15 protein-coding genes are annotated in these 17,572 nt (G+C 63.4%); 10 read left to right on the top strand and 5 right to left on the bottom strand.

Going from position 1 to position 17,572, the window contains the following annotated elements:
- Nucleotides 1-886: 886 nt before the first annotated feature.
- Nucleotides 887-1,444: a HutD family protein gene (locus NH448_RS18340; RefSeq protein WP_222569956.1), complete on the bottom strand. Its 558-nt coding sequence runs from the start codon at nt 1,442-1,444 to the stop codon at nt 887-889.
- Between the two features lie 169 nt (nt 1,445-1,613).
- Nucleotides 1,614-3,683, bottom strand: a complete 2,070-nt coding sequence (locus NH448_RS18345; RefSeq protein WP_083970706.1) for a TonB-dependent receptor — start codon at nt 3,681-3,683, stop codon at nt 1,614-1,616.
- A 320-nt stretch (nt 3,684-4,003) separates the two neighbouring features.
- On the opposite strand from NH448_RS18345, the gene NH448_RS18350 reads away from it, so the two are divergent.
- From NH448_RS18350 to NH448_RS18370, 5 genes are all read left to right on the top strand, one after another.
- The gene (locus tag NH448_RS18350; protein WP_045995309.1) at nt 4,004-5,029 is read left to right on the top strand and encodes a TRAP transporter substrate-binding protein; all 1,026 of its coding nucleotides are present in this window, start codon (nt 4,004-4,006) and stop codon (nt 5,027-5,029) included.
- Nucleotides 5,030-5,033: 4 nt separating this feature from the next.
- Nucleotides 5,034-5,561, top strand: coding sequence for a TRAP transporter small permease subunit (locus NH448_RS18355; RefSeq protein WP_045995308.1), 528 nt, complete (start codon nt 5,034-5,036; stop codon nt 5,559-5,561).
- The gene (locus NH448_RS18360) at nt 5,551-6,840 is read left to right on the top strand and encodes a TRAP transporter large permease (RefSeq protein WP_045995307.1); all 1,290 of its coding nucleotides are present in this window, start codon (nt 5,551-5,553) and stop codon (nt 6,838-6,840) included. Before NH448_RS18355 ends, NH448_RS18360 begins: the two co-directional genes overlap by 11 nt.
- Before the next feature lie 193 nt (nt 6,841-7,033).
- Nucleotides 7,034-8,335, top strand: coding sequence for an ATP-grasp domain-containing protein (locus tag NH448_RS18365; protein WP_157033171.1), 1,302 nt, complete (start codon nt 7,034-7,036; stop codon nt 8,333-8,335).
- Between the two features lie 138 nt (nt 8,336-8,473).
- On the top strand, nt 8,474-10,513 hold the full coding sequence (locus tag NH448_RS18370) for a CocE/NonD family hydrolase (protein ID WP_045995305.1): 2,040 nt from the start codon (nt 8,474-8,476) through the stop codon (nt 10,511-10,513).
- A gap of 155 nt (nt 10,514-10,668) precedes the next feature.
- Here the strand turns inward: NH448_RS18370 and NH448_RS18375 are convergent, their stop codons facing one another.
- Nucleotides 10,669-11,601, bottom strand: coding sequence for a helix-turn-helix domain-containing protein (locus NH448_RS18375; protein ID WP_045994633.1), 933 nt, complete (start codon nt 11,599-11,601; stop codon nt 10,669-10,671).
- A 172-nt stretch (nt 11,602-11,773) separates the two neighbouring features.
- Between NH448_RS18375 and pobA the strand changes: the two genes are divergently transcribed.
- A complete protein-coding gene (gene pobA / locus NH448_RS18380; protein WP_045994632.1) occupies nt 11,774-12,997 on the top strand; it encodes a 4-hydroxybenzoate 3-monooxygenase in 1,224 nt (407 codons plus the stop codon).
- Between the two features lie 221 nt (nt 12,998-13,218).
- Nucleotides 13,219-14,064 (top strand): ion transporter, encoded by an 846-nt coding sequence (locus NH448_RS18385; RefSeq protein ID WP_239452614.1) that lies wholly within the window; start codon nt 13,219-13,221, stop codon nt 14,062-14,064.
- Between the two features lie 34 nt (nt 14,065-14,098).
- Here NH448_RS18385 and NH448_RS18390 read toward each other — a convergent pair whose 3' ends face one another.
- Nucleotides 14,099-14,452 (bottom strand): hypothetical protein, encoded by a 354-nt coding sequence (locus tag NH448_RS18390; protein ID WP_045994631.1) that lies wholly within the window; start codon nt 14,450-14,452, stop codon nt 14,099-14,101.
- The gene (locus tag NH448_RS18395; RefSeq protein ID WP_045994630.1) at nt 14,442-14,921 is read right to left on the bottom strand and encodes a PepSY domain-containing protein; all 480 of its coding nucleotides are present in this window, start codon (nt 14,919-14,921) and stop codon (nt 14,442-14,444) included. The genes NH448_RS18390 and NH448_RS18395 overlap by 11 nt, the downstream gene beginning before the upstream one ends.
- Before the next feature lie 167 nt (nt 14,922-15,088).
- Between NH448_RS18395 and NH448_RS18400 the strand changes: the two genes are divergently transcribed.
- From NH448_RS18400 to NH448_RS18410, 3 genes are read left to right on the top strand one after another with little or no spacing between them, the layout of a single operon-like run.
- Nucleotides 15,089-15,478 carry a PepSY domain-containing protein gene (locus NH448_RS18400; protein WP_239452613.1) on the top strand — a complete coding sequence of 130 codons (390 nt, stop codon included), beginning with the start codon at nt 15,089-15,091 and terminating at the stop codon, nt 15,476-15,478.
- A gap of 48 nt (nt 15,479-15,526) precedes the next feature.
- Nucleotides 15,527-16,204 (top strand): response regulator transcription factor, encoded by a 678-nt coding sequence (locus NH448_RS18405; RefSeq protein WP_045994628.1) that lies wholly within the window; start codon nt 15,527-15,529, stop codon nt 16,202-16,204.
- Entirely contained in the window at nt 16,201-17,556 is a 1,356-nt protein-coding gene (locus NH448_RS18410) for a HAMP domain-containing sensor histidine kinase (RefSeq protein ID WP_045994627.1), read from the top strand. The genes NH448_RS18405 and NH448_RS18410 overlap by 4 nt, the downstream gene beginning before the upstream one ends.
- Nucleotides 17,557-17,572: the final 16 nt, after the last annotated feature.

Here is a 17,572-nt window from a genome sequence, read left to right on the forward strand (position 1 = left end):
CAGAAGTGAAACCGCTCAGCGCCGATGGTAGTGTGGGGTCTCCCCATGCGAGAGTAGGTCATCGTCAGGCATTTATTCAGAAGAAGCCCAATTCCGAGAGGAGTTGGGCTTTTTCGTACGCATGGGGCAGACCCCTCTCTTTATATGTGGGGCCGCGCCGATAACCCCCTCGGCGCGGTCCGGCCGCTCGCAAACTCGCGTCGTTCGTCCCCCCTTGCAGCTTCGCTGCAAACCCTGGGGTGACTCACCCCCATACGAGAGTAGGGTGAGAGCCGCCCGGACAATGCAACGCATTGTCAGGCTCGAACGGGCGAGGGATGTAAAGCCGCTTGCGGCGCCCCGAGCCCAGGCTCAAGGCCACGAAGTGGCCGCAGAGGCGTCAGGCATTTATTCAGAAGTAAGCCCGATTATCGAGAGATAGTCGGGCCTTCTTTTTGTAAAGAGCGCATGCATGGGCTCTCTACAAATTCAGCCGCGCTTTTTATATGTGGGGCCGCGCCGATAACCCCCTCGGTGCGGTTCGGCCTGGCTCTTCTCAAGGGCAGGCTCGCGTCGTTCGTCACCCCTTGCAGCTTCGCTGCAGCCCTTGTAAAGAGCGCTGGGGTGACTCACCCCCATGCGAGCGACCTTGCTGTCTAAGCGTCATCGTCAGGCATTTATTCAGAAGAAGGCCCAATTCCGAGAGGAGTTGGGCCTTCTTTTTGTAAAGAGCGCATGCATGGGCTCTCTACAAGTTCAGCCGAATAAGGCGAGGTGACTCACCCCCATGCGACTACCCTGTCGTGAACAGATCAGGCATGTATCACGAAGAAGCCCGCTTCCGAGAGGAGGCGGGCTTCTTTGGTTTCAGGCACGTTTCAGCAAGACGGCTGTCGCGGCTCTGTGCCTAGAACGCGATGGTGGAGACGACCAGTTGGCTCGCTTGCAGCGAACGCAGGCCCAGGCGGTCGCCGGGTTCGATGACCAGAAGATCACCGGCCGCGAGTACCTCGCCGGAGACGAGTTCCACACGACCACTGATCAGGTACCAGGCTCGAAGTAGTGCGGGTTCCGGTGACAGGTGCAGGGTTTCCTGTTCGCGGAGCAACTGGTGTGTGAGGTAGCCGCGACTGCCGTATCTCACCATCAGGTTGAAGTCGCGATAGAGCCCCTGGCTCAGGGTTTGCCAGGCGCCGTCAAAGGTGTCGACTTCGAAGCGCCTGAGGTCCCTGGAGCGGTGCCCTTGATGCTCAAGGTGGGCCTCGCCTTCCAATACCATGAGGTGTCGTTCGTAGCCTGCCAGAGGGGTGAACAGGCACTCTTCGGACTCTACCGTGGCGGTGCTCAGGCGGACCTGAAAGTTCCGGTCGGCATAGTCACTGTCAACGGGAGCGATGAACAGCTCCCGCGTCGTGCCTCCGGACCAGAGGCGCGCGGGTGTCTCGGATGAGCGTCGAATGATCATGGGAGGTTGGCCAGCGAGTGCTGCGCCTCCTTTTGCCAAGGATCGTTTCATCGTCTCAAGGGTTTAAGTCGATGTGCTTGATCTGGCTCAAGAGATGCTGGGGTAGAGCGACTCTCGCTCGGCGCTGACTCCCGAATCACAACAGTTCGGCGAAAAAGTTGTGCTTACATCAAAATGATAGTTCTACGCCTGCATAGAAGGAACGGTCCGGCGCCGGTTCGAAATAGCGGTCGTTGCTGGCATTGATGCGGATATTGGCATAGTGGTCTTCGTCAAACAGATTGCGGATGCCGAGGTAGGTCGACAGTATCTGGTTGCCGCCCAGTCGCCAGCCGTCACCCGCACGAAGGTTGACCAGCCAGTAGCTGTCGACGTCTACCCGGTTGGCATTGTCCGCGACCATGTCGCCCACATACTGGGTTTCCAGGGTGGCAAAGTAACGGGTTTCCTGGCTGCCTGTCCCGTACCAGGTGAGCTGGTTGACCCAGGTTGTCTCCGGAAGCCCGGGCAGACGGTTGCCGTCCAGGTCACTACCGGAAACCTGGTTGAACTCGTAGCGTGCCAGGGTCAGGGCGGTATTGAGCTCCAGACGCGCCGAGGGCTGCCATCCTAGCGCGACTTCGAGCCCGTCGCGGCTGGTGTCGCCAAGGTTTTCGTAGAAGGTGCGATCGCTGCCATCGATCTCGTAGGGGACCAGTTCATCGTCGACGTCGATCGAGAATAGGGTGACGTCGTAATCCAGTCCGGTGGGCAGGGTGCCGCGCACCCCGAGCTCACGGCTCCAGCTCTCCTGGGGCTCGACGTCGGGGTTGAAGCCACCACCTGCGGGATTGGCAAACTCCGAGAAGGTCGGTGTCTCGAAGGCGGTGGAGGTGTTGGCGTAGACCTGGTGCAAGGGATGGAAGCGGTAGCTGATTCCCAGGCTTCCATTGGTTTCGTGGAAGGTGCGTTCACCGCTCTGGTCGCCATCGTTGTCGTAGTCGTCGTCGATTTCCATGTCGATGCGATCGAAGCGTCCGCCGGCCGACAGTATCCAGTGCTCATTCAGGGCAAGGTCGCCCTGGGCGAAGATGCCCAGGCTGGTCGCCGTCTGGGTCTCGTCGGCCACTTCTCCCGTCACGCTGCCATCGAAGGCCACATCGCGGCGATGGCGGTCGTCTTCCTGGCGAGCGCCGTCGATACCCACCATGCTGTCCAGCGTCATGCCGGCGAGGTTGGAGCGTTGGTGATATTCGGCGCTGCCACCGAAGTGGTGACGTCGGTAGTCGATCAAGCTGTCGCCCGGATAGGGCAATTGCTGTTCGAAGTCTCGCCAGGTGGTAAATCCCTTGAGGTAGAGCTCCCCGGGGCCGAAGCCTAGATCCTCGTACTGCAATCCCACGACCTGCTGGTCCACCTCCTGGCCGGTGTCGTAGTCCTCGGTGAAGCGGCCCGCCTGTCGGCGATCTTCATCGACCTGGTCCTGGGTCAGGCCACCAGGATCTTCGGAACGGGGGTTGTCGAGCAGGTTGATGATGGCGGTGAGACGGCGTTGATCGCCCATATCCCGTGACAGGCTGGCGTTCAGCAAGCGCTTCTCGGTGCGGCTGTGATCCCGATAGCCGGCCAGTTCCAGTCGCGAGGCACCCAGGTGGTAGGCCCAGCCGTCGTGCTCGCCGCCGGTGGAAAGGGATTGCTTGTTGTAGCCGTCGCTACCGATACCGGCACGTATCGTCGTCGAGTCATCACCTTCGTCACGCCCGTCCGCCGTCGTGACCGAAATGACACCACCGGCGGCATTGCCGTACTGAACCGCCGCCGGTCCCCTGATGACCTCGATCTGTTCTGCGTTGTCCAGGTCGATGGCATCGAGCTGGGCCTGGCCATCGGGGAGGGTGTAGGGAATACCGTCCACCAATATGGTGATGCCGCGCACACCGAAGGGAGCGCGGGCACCAAAGCCCCTGATGGAGACACGAGCACCCTGGGCGAAGTTGTCGCGATTCTGGATGAACACCCCAGGCACTCGAACCAGGGATTCATCGAGACGGACCCGCTGCTGACCTTGATGGATGTCGTCTTCATCGACCATCGAGACAGCCATCGGGGTGGTGAGTAGCTCGCGCTCCAGGCGCGGCGCCGACACCGTCAACACGGGTTGCTGCAGCTCGACGGCGCGGTCGTCGGTTGCGGCAGTCTGTGCGGTGACAGGCGTTGTCAGCGGGAGCAGCAGCAGGGCGGCGGCCGGGCGAGAGGTCATCAGGTTCATCCTTGAACGGCGAGGCGAGAAGGGAGTGGTGGCTCGAAAGAGCATCTTTATCGTTTAAGCACAATTCTAGAGAAGTCGCCTCCTTGGCACCACTCTGGGAAAGAGAGCCTGGTTCCCGTCGGTGCCTGGCCTTCCGCTAGACCAAAGTCGCTTTTCGTTGTGTGGCCAGGTAGTTTATCTTTTGAGCTGAAAAACGAACAGAAGTTCACTATGCGAACTAGCGCCACTGGTCGAGTTGCCGGAAACGGTGTCGAGCGAGAGACCAATAATGAGCGCGCGTCGACGATAACGATAAAGTCCGGAGGATCCCCATGAAGACCCCCCTCGCGTGCCTGATGGCCGCATCCCTGACGGCCCTTTCCTGTGCCTCGGTTCAAGCGGCGACCACGCTGCGCATGGCCCACTTCTGGCCTGGTGCCTCTGGTATCAATACCCAGATCTTCGAGCAGTGGGCCAAGGCGGTGGAGGAAGACTCCGGCGGTGATCTGCGTGTTCAGGTCTTCCCTTCCGGTACCCTGGCCAAGGCTGACGACATCTATGAGGCGACCGTAAACGGCATCGCCGATATCGGCGCCACCGCTCAGGGCTACACCGCCGGGCGCTTCCCGCTGTCGCAGATCGTCGAACTCCCCGGGGTGGCCGATTCCGCGATACAGGGTTCATGCATCCTGCAGACCCTGCACGACGATGGCGGCCTGGGGGGAGAGTACGACGATACTCGCGTGTTGTTCATGTTCACCACCGGTCCCGGTTACATCCATACCGTGGATACCGACGTCGAGGTACCGGCCGATCTGGAAGGGCTGCGAATCCGTCGCCCGACCGCGGTGGCAGGCGATATCCTCGAAAACATGGGGGCAAGCCCGGTAGGCATGCCTGCCCCGGATATCTATACCTCCATGCAGCGGGGCGTGCTCGATGGCTTGAGCTTTCCCTGGGAAGGCATGAAGGGGTTTCGTATCAACGAGCTGGTCGAATACCACACCCAGGTGCCGTTCTATTCGCTGATCTTTGTGGCAACCATGAGCCAGCGTGCCTACGATCGGCTGACGCCGGAGCAGCAGGCGGTCATCGATGCCAACTCCGGCATGCAGTGGGCACTCAATGCGGGGGAGGTGTTCCACGCCATCGACGAGGTGGGGCGGCAGGAAGCGGTGGATGCCGGCCACACCATTCGGGTGGTCGATGCGCCCCTCGACAACGCCGACTGGGCGCCGCCGCTCCAGCAGGGCATCGAGGATTACCTGAGCGGACTCGAGGAGCGCGGCTTGAGCCAGGCGCATGACGTCTATCAGGCGGCGCTGGCGGCACGTGAAAGCTGCGCCGGGACGGAGTGACGCCATGCAACCCTTTCTGGAAGGGGCCAGCCGTTGGCTGGCCCTGGTCTGTCGCTGGGTGGCGGGCGGCTGTCTGATACTGATGCTGGCGGTGACCATCGCCGACGTGGTGACACGCTACCTGCAGCGTCTGACCGATGGCGCCATCTCCTTTCAAGTCTTCGGTAGCGTCGAACTGGTCAGCTACCTGATGCTGTTTGCCTTGCTGGCGGCCATGTCGGCCAGCGTGGAGAAGAGCCAGGTGGTGGTCGAGGCCTTTTCCCACCGTCTTCCTGCGTCCATCGCAGCGCGCCTGCATGGCGTCTATCTGCTGGGCTTTGCGGTGCTTGGCGGGGTGCTGGCGACGGGCTTGGTGGGTGCGGCCCACGCCGCTGTCGAGTACGGCGAGGTCACCCAGGACCTGAGGATCTCGCTCGGGCCGATCTATCTTGTCGCTGCAGTGCTCAGTGCTCTGCTGGCGTTGCGCAGCCTGCTGCACGCGCTCCTGGGGGCGCTGTTCGGCCAGAGTGCGGAGGTGTCCCATGGCGACTGAGACGATCGGCGGGTTCGGGCTGCTGCTGTTGCTGGTGTTGATGATCCTGCGGGTGCCGGTAGCTCTGGCGATGCTGCTGGTCGGTGTCGGTGGTTTTGCCACCATCATCGATCTCGGCGCGGCGGTATCGATGTTGAAATCGGTGCCGGTGGAGGTGTTGTCCAACTACAGCTTCAGCGCGATTCCGATGTTCATCCTGATGGGCGTACTGGCGGCGCATTCTGGCATGGCCGGCAAGCTGTTCCAGTCGGCGCGGGTGATCTGCGGTGGATGGAAGGGCGGCCTGGCGATCGCCGCCGTAGGCTCCTGCGGTGTCTTTTCGGCGATTTCCGGATCTTCTCTGGCCACCGCCAGCACCATGACTCGGGTGGCCCTGCCGGAGATGGAACGATATGGCTACCATCGCGGCCTGGCCACCGGGGCGCTGGCTGCGGGCGGCACCCTCGGCATCATGATTCCGCCCAGTATCGCCCTGCTGATCTATGCCATCCTGACCGAGCAGTCGGTGGGTGACATGTTCATGGCGGGTCTGGTGCCCGGGCTCCTGGGGCTGGTGCTGTACGCCCTGACCGTCAGCGTGGTCATGCGGGTAAAGCCGGATCTGGCGGTGGCAGGGGAAGCGACAGGCTGGGGTGAGAAGCTTGCCTCGCTCGGCGGCCTGGTGCCCTTCTTCGCGGTCTTCCTGGTCATGATCCTGGGCATCTATCAGGGAATCTTCACTCCCACCGAGGGGGCCAGTGTCGGTGCCTTTGCCACCCTGATCTACGCCCTGGTCAAGGGGCTGCGTGCACGGGAGCTGTGGTCTGCGGTCCAGGAGACCCTGGCGCTGTCGGCGGTGGTGTTCTTCATGCTGGTCGGTGCCGAGGCGCTGGGCTACTTCATTTCACTCTCACGGATCTCGTTCTCCATCAGCGACAGTCTGTTTGCCATGGAGCTGACGCCCTTCGTTGTCGTGCTGTGCATCCTGGCCATGTACTTCCTGCTCGGCATGTTCATGGACTCGATCGCCATGCTGGTGATCACGGTGCCGGTGGTGTTCCCGATCATTCAGAGCCTGGGTATCGACCCGGTGTGGTTTGGCATCGTCACGGTGCTGACGGTCGAGTTGGGGCTGATCACGCCGCCGGTGGGGATGAACGTCTTCGTGATCAAGGCCATGGCGCCCCATGTGGGACTGGGGGAGATCTTCCGAGGCGTCTCTCCCTTTATCGTGTCTGACTTTGTGCGCCTGGCTCTGTTGCTGTTGTTCCCGACCTTGAGCACCCTCTTTTTGCTGTAGTCGGCATCGAAGCGGCGGCCAGTATTACGCTCAGCTCACCCCAAGCCCGCCATACGGCGGGCTTTTTTGATGCATTTAATGTCGGTTGGATGAGGTTTCTGATATGACGCTCTAGTCCAATATGAGCCTTTGTGGGAGGCGCGTTTCACTAAGCTTGCAGCGTGACACCATCGTAATGACGCGAGGGCTTGACGTGAGTGCGCGCAATATTTTTGTGGTGGGGCTGAACGATGACAATCATGAGCGTCTGCTGCGCTTGAAGGGTGCCGAAGAATGGCGCTTTCACCGAATTATTGCGCCGGAGGCGGTCTATGACACCGAAGAATTCGATATTCCCGCGATGCTCGAGGAAGCCGGCCAGACCCTGGACCGATTCGGCAGGCCGATAGACGCGATCATCGGCTATATGGATTTTCCGGTATCCACGATGCTGCCGATCCTGTGCAAGCGATTCGGTACCCGATCGACGTCGCTGGAAAGCTTGCTGAAGTGTGAGCACAAGTACTGGAGCCGTTGCGTTCAGCGCGAGGTGGTGCCGCAGTACATCCCCGGGTTCACCGCCTTCGACCCCTTCGACGAGGCGGCGTTGGGTCAGATCGGTGCGGCGGGGCTGTCCTTTCCCTTCTTCGTCAAGCCGATCAAGTCGTCGGGCTCACGGCTCGGTTTTCGCATCGAGACGCCGGAAGACTTTGCGCTTGCCATTGACCGTCTGAAGGCGGAGATCGGTTCCATCGCCGAGCCGTTCAACAGCGTGCTGGATCAGGCCAACCTGCCTCCGGAGATCGCGGCGATCGATGGCCATTACTGCATGGCCGAGGAAATCATCGGCGGCTGGCAATGCACGCTGGAAGGCTACGTCCACGATGGCGAGGTCGTGGTCTATGGTGTGGTCGACTCGATTCGCTACCCAGGGGTGTTGAGCTTCTTCCACTATCTGTACCCCTCGGCCCTGCCACAAAGGGTTCAGCAGCAGATGATCGACGCCACCCGCCTGGTCATGACCCGCACCGGCTTCGATCAATCCGCGTTCAACGTCGAGTTTTTCTGGGACGAACTCCAGGATCGCATCTGGCTGCTCGAGATCAACACACGCATTTCTCAGTCACATTGCGACCTGTTCGAGAAGGTCGACGGGCTCAGCCATCAGCAGGTGACGGTGGACCTGGCGCTGGGGCAGCGTCCGAGACTGCCCCACCGGGAGGGCGCCTACGCGGTCGCGGCCAAGTTCTTCTACCGCGTTTTTTTCCATGACGCCACCGTCGAACGGGTTCCGTCGGCGCAGACCCTCGCACAACTCGAACAGGACTACCCCGGCACGGTGATCAGTCTGCAGGTGGAGGAGGGGCAGCGTCTGTCGAGCCTGCCAGAACAGGATAGTTACAGCTTTGCATTGGCCTATATTTGGATGGGGGGCGACGACTATCAGGCGCTGCTTCGTCGCTATCAGCAACTGGCGGCCCGACTGATCTTCGCATTCGGCGATATCGATAGTTGAGTCGGCGCGCCGCCGCTGTACCGAGCGTCACCGAGAGCGCTGGAGTGGCCAGGTTGCAGGGGTAGGGCGATCTCGGCAGCGCGGTATGGACAGGGCGATCTCGACAGGGTGAGCTTGAAGCCAGTGCAAGGAGCGACGATGCGGGTGGTCAGCGATTTTCCGCGCAAGGTGATGGAGCAGGAAACCTGGATTCCACTGGCCGACGGCACGCGGCTGGCTGCCCGTATCTGGCGGCCGGTCGACGCCGACGATGATCCGGTGCCGGCGATCCTCGAGTACCTGCCTTATCGCAAGCGTGACCTGACCGCGGAGCGAGACGCTCAGGTGCATCCTTACTGGGCCGGGCATGGCTATGCCGGGGTTCGCGTCGATATCCGAGGCACCGGCGAATCCGATGGCGTACTGACCGACGAGTACCTGCAGCAGGAACTGGACGACGGGGTGGCGGTACTCGAGTGGCTGGAACGCCAGCCCTGGTGTACGGGAAGTGTCGGCATGGTCGGTATTTCCTGGGGGGGCTTCAACGGCCTGCAGATCGCCGCCATGCGCCCACCGCAGCTCAAGGCGGTCATCACCATCTGTTTTACCGATGACCGCTACGCCGATGATATCCACCATATGGGTGGCTGCCTGCTGGCCGACAATCTTTCCTGGGCGTCGACCATGTTCGATGGCAATGCCATCCCGCCCGACCCGGCGCTGGTGGGTGGCGACTGGTTCAGGATGTGGCTCGATCGCCTGGACGGCAGCGGCCTCTGGCTTTCGCGCTGGCTTCAGCACCAGCGACGTGACGACTACTGGAAACATGGCTCGGTGTGCGAGGACTACAGCCGTATCCAGGTGCCGGTGTACGCCATCAGCGGCTGGGCGGATGGTTACTGCAACGCCGTCTTCCGGCTGCTGGCCGGTTTGACCTCGCCACGCAAGGGGCTGGTGGGCCCCTGGGCTCACAAGTACCCCCACCTCGGGGTACCGGGGCCGGCCATCGGCTTCCTGCAGGAAGGGCTACGGTGGTGGGACCACTGGCTGAAGGACCAGGATACCGGGATCATGGACGAACCGATGCTGAGGGTCTGGATGCAGCAATCGATGCCGCCATCGGCGCGCTACAGCGCTCGTCCCGGTCGCTGGGTCGCCGAGCCGAGCTGGCCCTCTCCCCACATCATGTCCCGGAGCTGGCGGCTGACCAGCGGACATGACCTGCGTGGCGAGGACGGCACCGACGCGAAGGACGGCGATGACGACGAGAGCCTGGATATCCGCTCGCCGCTGTCGGTGGGCCTGTATGCCGGCAAGTGGTGTTCCTACAACGCACCGCCGGATCTGCCTCACGACCAGCGTGACGAGGACGGTGGCGCCCTGATTTTCCAGACGCCCCGGCTCGAGCAGGATCTGGAAATCTGTGGTGCCCCATCGGTGCAGCTGGAACTGTCCGCCGACCAGCCGGTGGCGATGGTGGCGCTGCGTCTTGTCGATATCGCCGAAGACGACAAGGCGACACGGGTGTCCTATGGGGTGCTCAACCTGACCCATCGTGACAGCGACGAACACCCGGAGCCTCTGGTGCCGGGGCGCCGCTACCGCGTGACGGTGTGTCTCAAGCATATTGCCCAGCAGTTTCCGGCGGGGCACGCCATCCGGCTGGCGATCTCGACCAGCTACTGGCCGCTGGTATGGCCTGCGCCAAGGCCGGTACGCCTGACACTGTGGCCTGGTGCCTGTCGCCTGGTGCTGCCGACCAGGGTCCCCAGGCCGGCGGAAGAAGCGGCTCTGCGCCCCTTCGAGGAGCCGGAAGGGGCGCCACCGCTGGCCAAGACGCTGCTGCAGCCTTCCCAGGAAAGCTGGAAGGTGATCCGAGATCTGGCCAATGACCAGACCACACTGGAGGTGTTCCACGACGAGGGCAGCTACCGGCTGGACGATATCGCGCTGGACATCTCCGGCTCGGTGACCGAGCGCTACAGCTATTCCTACGGCAACTACGACAGTGTTACCGGCTGGACCGAGTGGCAACGTACCTTCCGCCGGGGGGACTGGGAGATCCACACCCTGACCCGCACTCGGCTGACCAGCGACGCCGACAGCTTTCGGGTGCGTGCCACCCTGGACGCCTGGCAGGGCGATACTCGAATCTTTTCGCGAAGCTGGGATGAGGTCTTCCCCCGGGATCTGGTCTAGGGCTTGTCTGAAAAGTGCCTGCGCTCGGTAATACGGCGTTAAAAATCGGCAGGTGCGCCAGCCCGGTCAAAATGCTCATTTACACCCCGTAAACTGCGCTTTCTCACCGATTTTTGCCTTGTCTAACCTTCGCTCGTCGACTTTTCGGACAGCGCCTAGGGCGAGCTTGGCGATCCGTCGCCTTGACGATGGAACTGGCGGCGGCGGAAGTCGCGGGGAGCCACTCCGCTGAGCCGCTTGAAGAAGCGGGTGAAATAGGCGGGCTCGGAAAATCCCAGGCCATCGGCGATCTGGGCGATGGTCAGGTTGGTATAGGTCAACTCGCGCTTGGCTTCGAGCAGTAGACGCTGGTGCAGCACCGCCAGGGCGCTTTGGTCCGCCAGGCGCCGGCACAGGGCGTTGAGGTGGGCCGCGCTGATGTCCAGCTCGCGCGCCATTTCCTCGATGCTCGGCTGCTGGCGAAAGCGCCGCTCGATCAGTGTCTGGTAGCGGGCCAGGTGGCCGTGGCCGGGATCGGTGCTCACGGCAGACCTGGCCCGGCTGGCCGGATGCGTCGCCAGGCGAGCCGCTTCCACCGTCAGCGCCTGGATCAAGGCGTCGAGCAGCACGTCGCGGTCCCGCGCCGGCCGTCGGTATTCCCCGTCGATATGTTCCACCAATGCCTGCAGTCGGTGTCTGGCGTCGGCTAGTGCAGTGACTCCCGCGCTGCGCCAGACCCTGCTGGCGTCCGGCAGTACCTGCTCGAGGTGGCTGACCAGCGGTGCCGCCAGGGTCAGGATGTGGCCCTGGATGTTCGGAGCGAAGGCAAACCCGTGAATGGTGAGCGCAGGCACCAGGATCAGCAGCGGGGCGGCCCGCCGTTGTCGGCTGTCTTCCAGTTGCAGTTCGACCTCGCCCGCGTACAGCAGCAGCAGGTGAGTCAGGTCGACGTGGCGGTGGGGATGGATGCGCCAATCGTGGAGCCGACTGCGTTCGGCGATGGACTCGCAGTGCAGCAGGTCGGGGGTCGGCCAGCTACCGGTTTCCCCGTAAAGGGTAAAGGTGGGAACCGCTGACGATATCGTGGTGGACGGGGTCTCGGGGTTCATGGTCTGCGCTCCTGGCGGTTGCCGGGGAGGTGATTGAGCGTGACTACGACAAATGTCAGGGTAGATTCCGCGAAAAGTCCAGTTTGTGGCGAGGAATATGCCTTATCTGGGGTGGTGTTTCAGCGAAAAATACAAGGCATAACCATAACGTTCCGCTGACGAGGTAGCCACCATGACGACAACATCTTCCCCCGAGCGTATCGATAGTGAACTCACGACCCAGGTCGCCATCATCGGGGCCGGGCCTTCCGGACTGCTGCTGGGGCAACTGCTCAGCCGGGCCGGGATCGACAATGTGATCGTCGAACGCAAGAGCGGCGACTATGTGCTGGGACGTATTCGTGCCGGGGTGCTCGAGCAGGGCATGGTCGACCTGCTGCGTGAAGCCGGCGTCAGCCAACGCATGGATGCCGAGGGCCTGCCCCACGACGGCTTTGAGCTTGCCTTCGACAACCGCCGGGTACGCGTCGACCTTGCGGGGCACACCGATGGCAAGCAGGTGATGGTGTACGGCCAGACCGAAGTCACCCGGGACCTGATGGAAGCACGCGAGCGAGAAGGCGGTATCAGCTACTACGAGGCCAGCGACGTCACCCCCCATGATCTGGAGAGCGAGTCGCCCTCCCTCACCTTTCAGCATGAAGGCAAGGGGTACCGTCTGCGCTGTGCCTATGTGGCGGGGTGCGATGGATACCACGGCGTGTCACGCCAATCGATCCCGCAGGAGCGTCTGAAGACCTTCGAGCGGGTCTATCCGTTTGGCTGGTTGGGGCTGTTGTCCGATACGCCACCGGTGACCGATGAGCTGATCTACGCACGCCACGAGCGGGGCTTCGCCCTGTGCAGCATGCGGTCGGAGAATCGCAGCCGCTACTACGTGCAGGTGGGCCTCGATGAGAAGGTCGAGGACTGGTCCGATGAGCGTTTCTGGGACGAACTGAAACGGCGCCTGCCGGAAGACGTGGCCGAGACTCTGGTGACGGGACCTTCGATCGAAAAGAGCATCGCACCACTGCGCAGCTTCGTGGTCGAGCCGATGCAGTACGGTCGCCTGTTTCTGGTGGGGGACGCCGCCCATATCGTGCCGCCCACCGGTGCCAAGGGGCTGAACCTGGCGGCGAGTGACGTCAACACCCTGTATCGCCTGCTGGTGAAGGTGTTTAACGAAGGGCGCAGCGATCTGATCCCGCGCTACTCCGAGGTGTGCCTCAAGCGTATCTGGAAGGCCGAGCGCTTCTCCTGGTGGATGACGTCGATGCTGCATCGTTTCAGCGACGAGGAAGACTTCGAGGCGCGCATGCAATTGGCGGAGCTCGATTATCTGACCGGCTCGACAGCGGGCCTGACCACCATCGCCGAAAACTACGTGGGGCTGCCCTACGAACCCCTGGAGTAGCGTCATAGAGGTATCTGCCGGCGAGGGACCTGCGAGGGAAAAGCGGCTCTCGGTCAGGGGCAATACCGACATCGGGGCATCGACAGGGAAAGGTGCAATGGGGTCGACGTTGACCTGGTGAGGGCTCGGGGCGTGTCCTGCCGCTAGGCAGCTTCCGGTGCATCGCGTAAGGTCGTGATTCTGCTTCCCGGTCGATGTCGAACCCCATGAAACAAGAGAGCTTGACCCCATTTCAGATCCTGATTCTGATCCTCTCCTTTTACGTGCTTGGTGCCATGGCGGTGCAGGAGCTGAATGACCTGCCGCCGGAGGTCGATGACCTGATTTTCAAGCTGGACCTGGTGGTCTGCGGCTTCTTCTTTGCCGACTTCTGCATCCGTTTCCACCGTGCGGAGAGCAAGTGGCGCTTTATGCGCTGGGGCTGGATCGATCTGCTGGCGAGTATCCCGGTGAGCTTCTTGATGGCTGGCCGTCTGGTGCGCGTAGTGCAGATCATCCGCATGCTGCGCGCGATCAAGTCGGTACACCTGATCTGGAACCTGCTGTTTCGCAACAAGGCCAAGGGCATCTTCGCCTCGGTGGCCTCGGCCACGGTACTGCTGTTGATCTTCGGCTCGGTGGTGATCCTGGTGGTGGAAGGCCCTAACCCGGAAAGTGCCATCGATACCGCCGAGGAGGCTTTGTGGTGGGCCTTCGTCACAGTCACCACGGTGGGGTACGGCGATTACTATCCGGTGACGTCGCTGGGACGGGTCGTGGCGGCGCTGTTGATGGTGGCCGGTGTGGGTCTGTTCGGTAGCTTCGCGGCCTACGTCGGTTCACTGTTCATCGATGATCAGGAGGACGAGTCCGAACGGCTGCATCGGATCAATCGAGACATGCTGCGAGAGTTGCACCGCGAGGTGCGAGAACTCAAGGCCGAGGTGGTGGCCCTGAGGGGGGCACTCGATGGGAGCAGCGACGCCCCGCCAAGCGGGCAGGTCGCCCGCGAAGACCGGGCAGGCGGGTCTGATCAGGTGCCCGAGCCCGGTCCCGAACGGCTGCCGGGAGGCGATCCGCGCGAGTGACGCGCACTCGTCGCTGCATCGCCCGCCGGGTGCTTCACTTGACCTCATACTGGCCTTCCCACACGCGGGCATCGTCCTGACCGGGGGCTCGGGTGGTCGCCCCCGGCGTGATGTCGTCGGCATGATCGGCGCGGTAGGCCTCCATGCGCTTCTTCATGCGGTGACGCACCAGCGGCATCAGCGCCAGTCCCACCAGGCTCAGCACCAGGGCCATCATGGTGGCCAGCACCAGGGTGACGGCGCCGACCAGGGTGGCGAGAGCCAGCTTGAAGCCACCCATCCGGCGGGTGGGGCGTGCCTGGCGAGCGCGTTGCTGCCAGCGGGACGCCGCCCTCCAGGCGGCGTTGTGCTGGTAGTCGTCGGTGCTGAAGGAATGATCAGTCGTCATGCTGGACTCCGGTCACGTCAAAGGTATGGCGATCGAGGCGGACCTCGAGCTCCTGGTGCTGGGCGTCGTAGCCTTCGATCTCGATATCACCTGTACGGTCGACATCCAGCGAGCTGAACAGTTCCAGGCCGGCCGCCTGGGCGGCGTCCAGCGCCTTGCCGACATCGTCGCCGCTGAGGCTCCAGGTCGGGATCTCGCTCTGGCGCCGCTGTTCGCCCAGCAGGCTGCCGTCGCTGAGGTCCATGTCGACGTCGAGGCGCCAGCCGTCGTCGCGCCAGCCTTCCGCCTCGAAACGATCGCCGTCATCGATACCCAGCTCATCGTAGTGGGTGAAGCCGTACTCCCCGGTGCTGGCCAGCAGGCGGTCGATCTCCTCCCGGTTGACGGCTTCATCGTCGGCCATGGCGGTGGTGGCGAGGGTGCCGCTCAAGGTCAGGGCGGCCAGGCTCAGGGTGACAGTCTTGTTCATGCTGGGGACTCCATTCGCTGTTGAGGTAAGCTCACCGTGTGCTTGGTGATCTCGGCGAGTGGGACCATCCTGGCAGGGGGGACCTGTCGCCAGCCTGACGGGATCGTTCATCTTTCATTCATCTGCAGTGGGTCAGACTTCGCCTCATGACCTCCAAGACACTTTTCTTGCTATGCACGTCCGTGATGGCCGCAAGCCTGGCCCAGGCTCCGCGCCCGAGCGATGACGTCAGCCTCGCGGCACTGGCGAGCGAGTCGCTGGGTATCGGTTTCGCCCGCGCGGATGACGACTGGCGTGACTTGCACCAGGAGGTGCGTGAAGGCCGGCTGGTGGCGTTGCCGACGCTGCTGGACTGGCTCGATGAGCGCTACGACGGGCAGGTGCTCGAAGTGGAGCTCGAACGTGACGACGGTAGAATCCTCTACGAGATCGAACTGGTCGGCGCCCAGGGGCAGGTCGTGGAGTTCGAGTTCGACGCAGGCAGTGGTGAGCTGTTGAGCGTCGAAGGGGTCGGCATCGATGCCATGCAGCGCCCCGCGCCGCGCGATGCCGACTAGCCCGCGGGGATCACCGCAATACAGGGATGACGCCGGAGGAGGCGTGGCATGAAGATTCTGCTGGTCGAGGATGACCAGGCGCTGAGCGAAGCGCTCGCCGCCTCCCTCGAGGAAGGCGGGCTGCTGGTGGAAGTCGCGGCGACCGGAGGCGAGGCGGATTTTCTGCTGCGCACCGAGCGCTACGACGCAGTCGTGCTCGACCTGGGACTGCCGGATGGCGATGGCACCCGCTGGCTGGCCCAGTGGCGCGACGACGACATCGACCTGCCGGTACTGGTGCTGACCGCGCGAGAGCGCTGGTCCGACAAGGCTGCGGGCTTTTCTGCCGGGGCCGACGACTACGTCACCAAACCCTTCGAGACCGCTGAAGTCATGTTCCGGCTGCGGGCCCTGGTGCGCCGCAGCCACGGCCACGCCCACCCGGTGCTCAGCGCCGGGGCGCTCAGCTTCGACACCCACACGGGGGCCGTGACGCTGGCCGGCAGGCCGGTGGCGCTGACGGCTCAGGAGTCACGGTTGTTGTCCTACCTGATGCACGCCCGCGAGCGGGTGGTCAGTCGCGCCGAGCTGGCCGAGCACGTCTACGACCGTGACCATGAACCCGATTCCAACGTGATCGACGTCCAGATCAGTCGCCTGCGGCGCAAGCTCGGCAGCGAGCGGATCGAGACACGACGCGGCGAGGGCTATCGCCTGGTGACCCCGGCGGGAGAGGATGCGCCGTGACGCCGCCGCGCGGTTCGCTGACCCGGCGGCTGCTGCTGGCGTCGCTGGTGCTGGTGCTGGTGATCCTGCCGCTGGTCGGCGGTGGGCTGTCCTACAGCTTTCGCGAATCCGCCTCGGCCTCGTTCGACGAACGCCTGTCGTCGATGCATCGGGTGCTGCTGGCGGCCCTGGATCGAGACCCCCAGAGCGGTGCCCTGGTGGTCAACGACAGTCTCGGCGATGCGCGCTTCGATCAGGTGTTCTCCGGTTGGTACTGGCAGATCAGCGACGGCGAGCGCCTGTCCCGGGGCTCGCGTTCGCTATGGGATCAGCGCCTGCCGATCACCGCCTCCCCGGACACCGTCTGGCGCACCATCGAAGGGCCTCGTGGGCAGTGGCTGAGGCTGGTCGAGCGTTCCCTCAGGCTGTCGGGACATCCCCACCCCGTTCACGTCAGCCTGGCGGTCAGCCGTCAGGAGCTCGATGCCGAAGTGGCACGCTTCGAATGGCTGCTATGGCTGTCGCTGCTGGGGCTCGGCGTGCTGTTGCTGACCGGTCTGGCGCTGCAGATCCGCTGGGGGCTGGCGCCCTTGAGGTCGCTTCACGCGGATCTGGCGGCGGTCAAGGGCGGCCAGCGGGAGCGCCTCGATACCCGGCTGCCGACCGAGCTCGCGGAACTGGCGGTGACCATGAACGAGGTGCTCGACCATGACCGACGGCTGATCGAGCGCGGCCGCGCCACCGCCGGCAATCTGGCCCACGCGCTCAAGACGCCGGTCAGCGTGTTGATGACCCAGGCGGAACGCCTTCCCGAGACCGAGCGAGCCAGGATGCGCCAGGAGCTAGGACGTATCGATGCTGCCGTGCGCCACCACCTGGCCCGTGCCAGCGCCGTCGGCAGCGCCGCCCTGGCCGCCAGGGTACGTCTGGCCAGGGTGCTGGCGCCGGTGCTGGACGGCCTGTCTCGGCTGGCCAGGCGTCGCGGTATCCGTCTTGAGACCCGCGTGGCGGATGGGCTGGCGCTGCGCATCGATCCCAACGATCTGCAGGAGCTGACCGGCAACCTGCTGGAGAACGCCATCGACTGGGCGCGCACCCGGGTCGAACTCGATCTTTGGCTCGAGGGGGACAGCGTGCGCCTGCGGCTGGAAGATGACGGTCCGGGCATGAGCGCGCAAGAGCGTGAGGCGGTACTCAAGCGCGGCGTGCGTCTGGATGAGCGCCGCCCCGGCAGTGGGCTGGGGCTTTCCATCGTCGAGGAACTGGTGTCACTGTACGGCGGTACGATGACCCTGGATCGCGCGGCGCTCGGTGGACTGAGGGTAAGCGTCACGCTGCCCGGCGGCTTGCTGGAAAAGACGCCGGCCGAGTAAGCCCGCGTTGTGCCGG

It is taken from the genome of Halomonas sp. OfavH-34-E, from assembly GCF_024124525.1.
Taxonomy (GTDB): Bacteria; Pseudomonadota; Gammaproteobacteria; order Pseudomonadales; family Halomonadaceae; genus Halomonas; species Halomonas litopenaei.

Excerpts from the sequence above, each read along its gene's own strand:
- NH448_RS18340 (WP_222569956.1), bottom strand. The coding sequence starts at position 1,444 with ATGATCATTCGACGCTCATCCGAGACACCCGCGCGCCTCTGGTCCGGA.
- NH448_RS18345 (WP_083970706.1), bottom strand. The coding sequence starts at position 3,683 with ATGACCTCTCGCCCGGCCGCCGCCCTGCTGCTGCTCCCGCTGACAACG.
- NH448_RS18350 (WP_045995309.1), top strand. The coding sequence starts at position 4,004 with ATGAAGACCCCCCTCGCGTGCCTGATGGCCGCATCCCTGACGGCCCTT.
- NH448_RS18355 (WP_045995308.1), top strand. The coding sequence starts at position 5,034 with ATGCAACCCTTTCTGGAAGGGGCCAGCCGTTGGCTGGCCCTGGTCTGT.
- NH448_RS18360 (WP_045995307.1), top strand. The coding sequence starts at position 5,551 with ATGGCGACTGAGACGATCGGCGGGTTCGGGCTGCTGCTGTTGCTGGTG.
- NH448_RS18370 (WP_045995305.1), top strand. The coding sequence starts at position 8,474 with ATGCGGGTGGTCAGCGATTTTCCGCGCAAGGTGATGGAGCAGGAAACC.
- NH448_RS18375 (WP_045994633.1), bottom strand. The coding sequence starts at position 11,601 with ATGAACCCCGAGACCCCGTCCACCACGATATCGTCAGCGGTTCCCACC.
- pobA (WP_045994632.1), top strand. The coding sequence starts at position 11,774 with ATGACGACAACATCTTCCCCCGAGCGTATCGATAGTGAACTCACGACC.
- NH448_RS18390 (WP_045994631.1), bottom strand. The coding sequence starts at position 14,452 with ATGACGACTGATCATTCCTTCAGCACCGACGACTACCAGCACAACGCC.
- NH448_RS18395 (WP_045994630.1), bottom strand. The coding sequence starts at position 14,921 with ATGAACAAGACTGTCACCCTGAGCCTGGCCGCCCTGACCTTGAGCGGC.
- NH448_RS18405 (WP_045994628.1), top strand. The coding sequence starts at position 15,527 with ATGAAGATTCTGCTGGTCGAGGATGACCAGGCGCTGAGCGAAGCGCTC.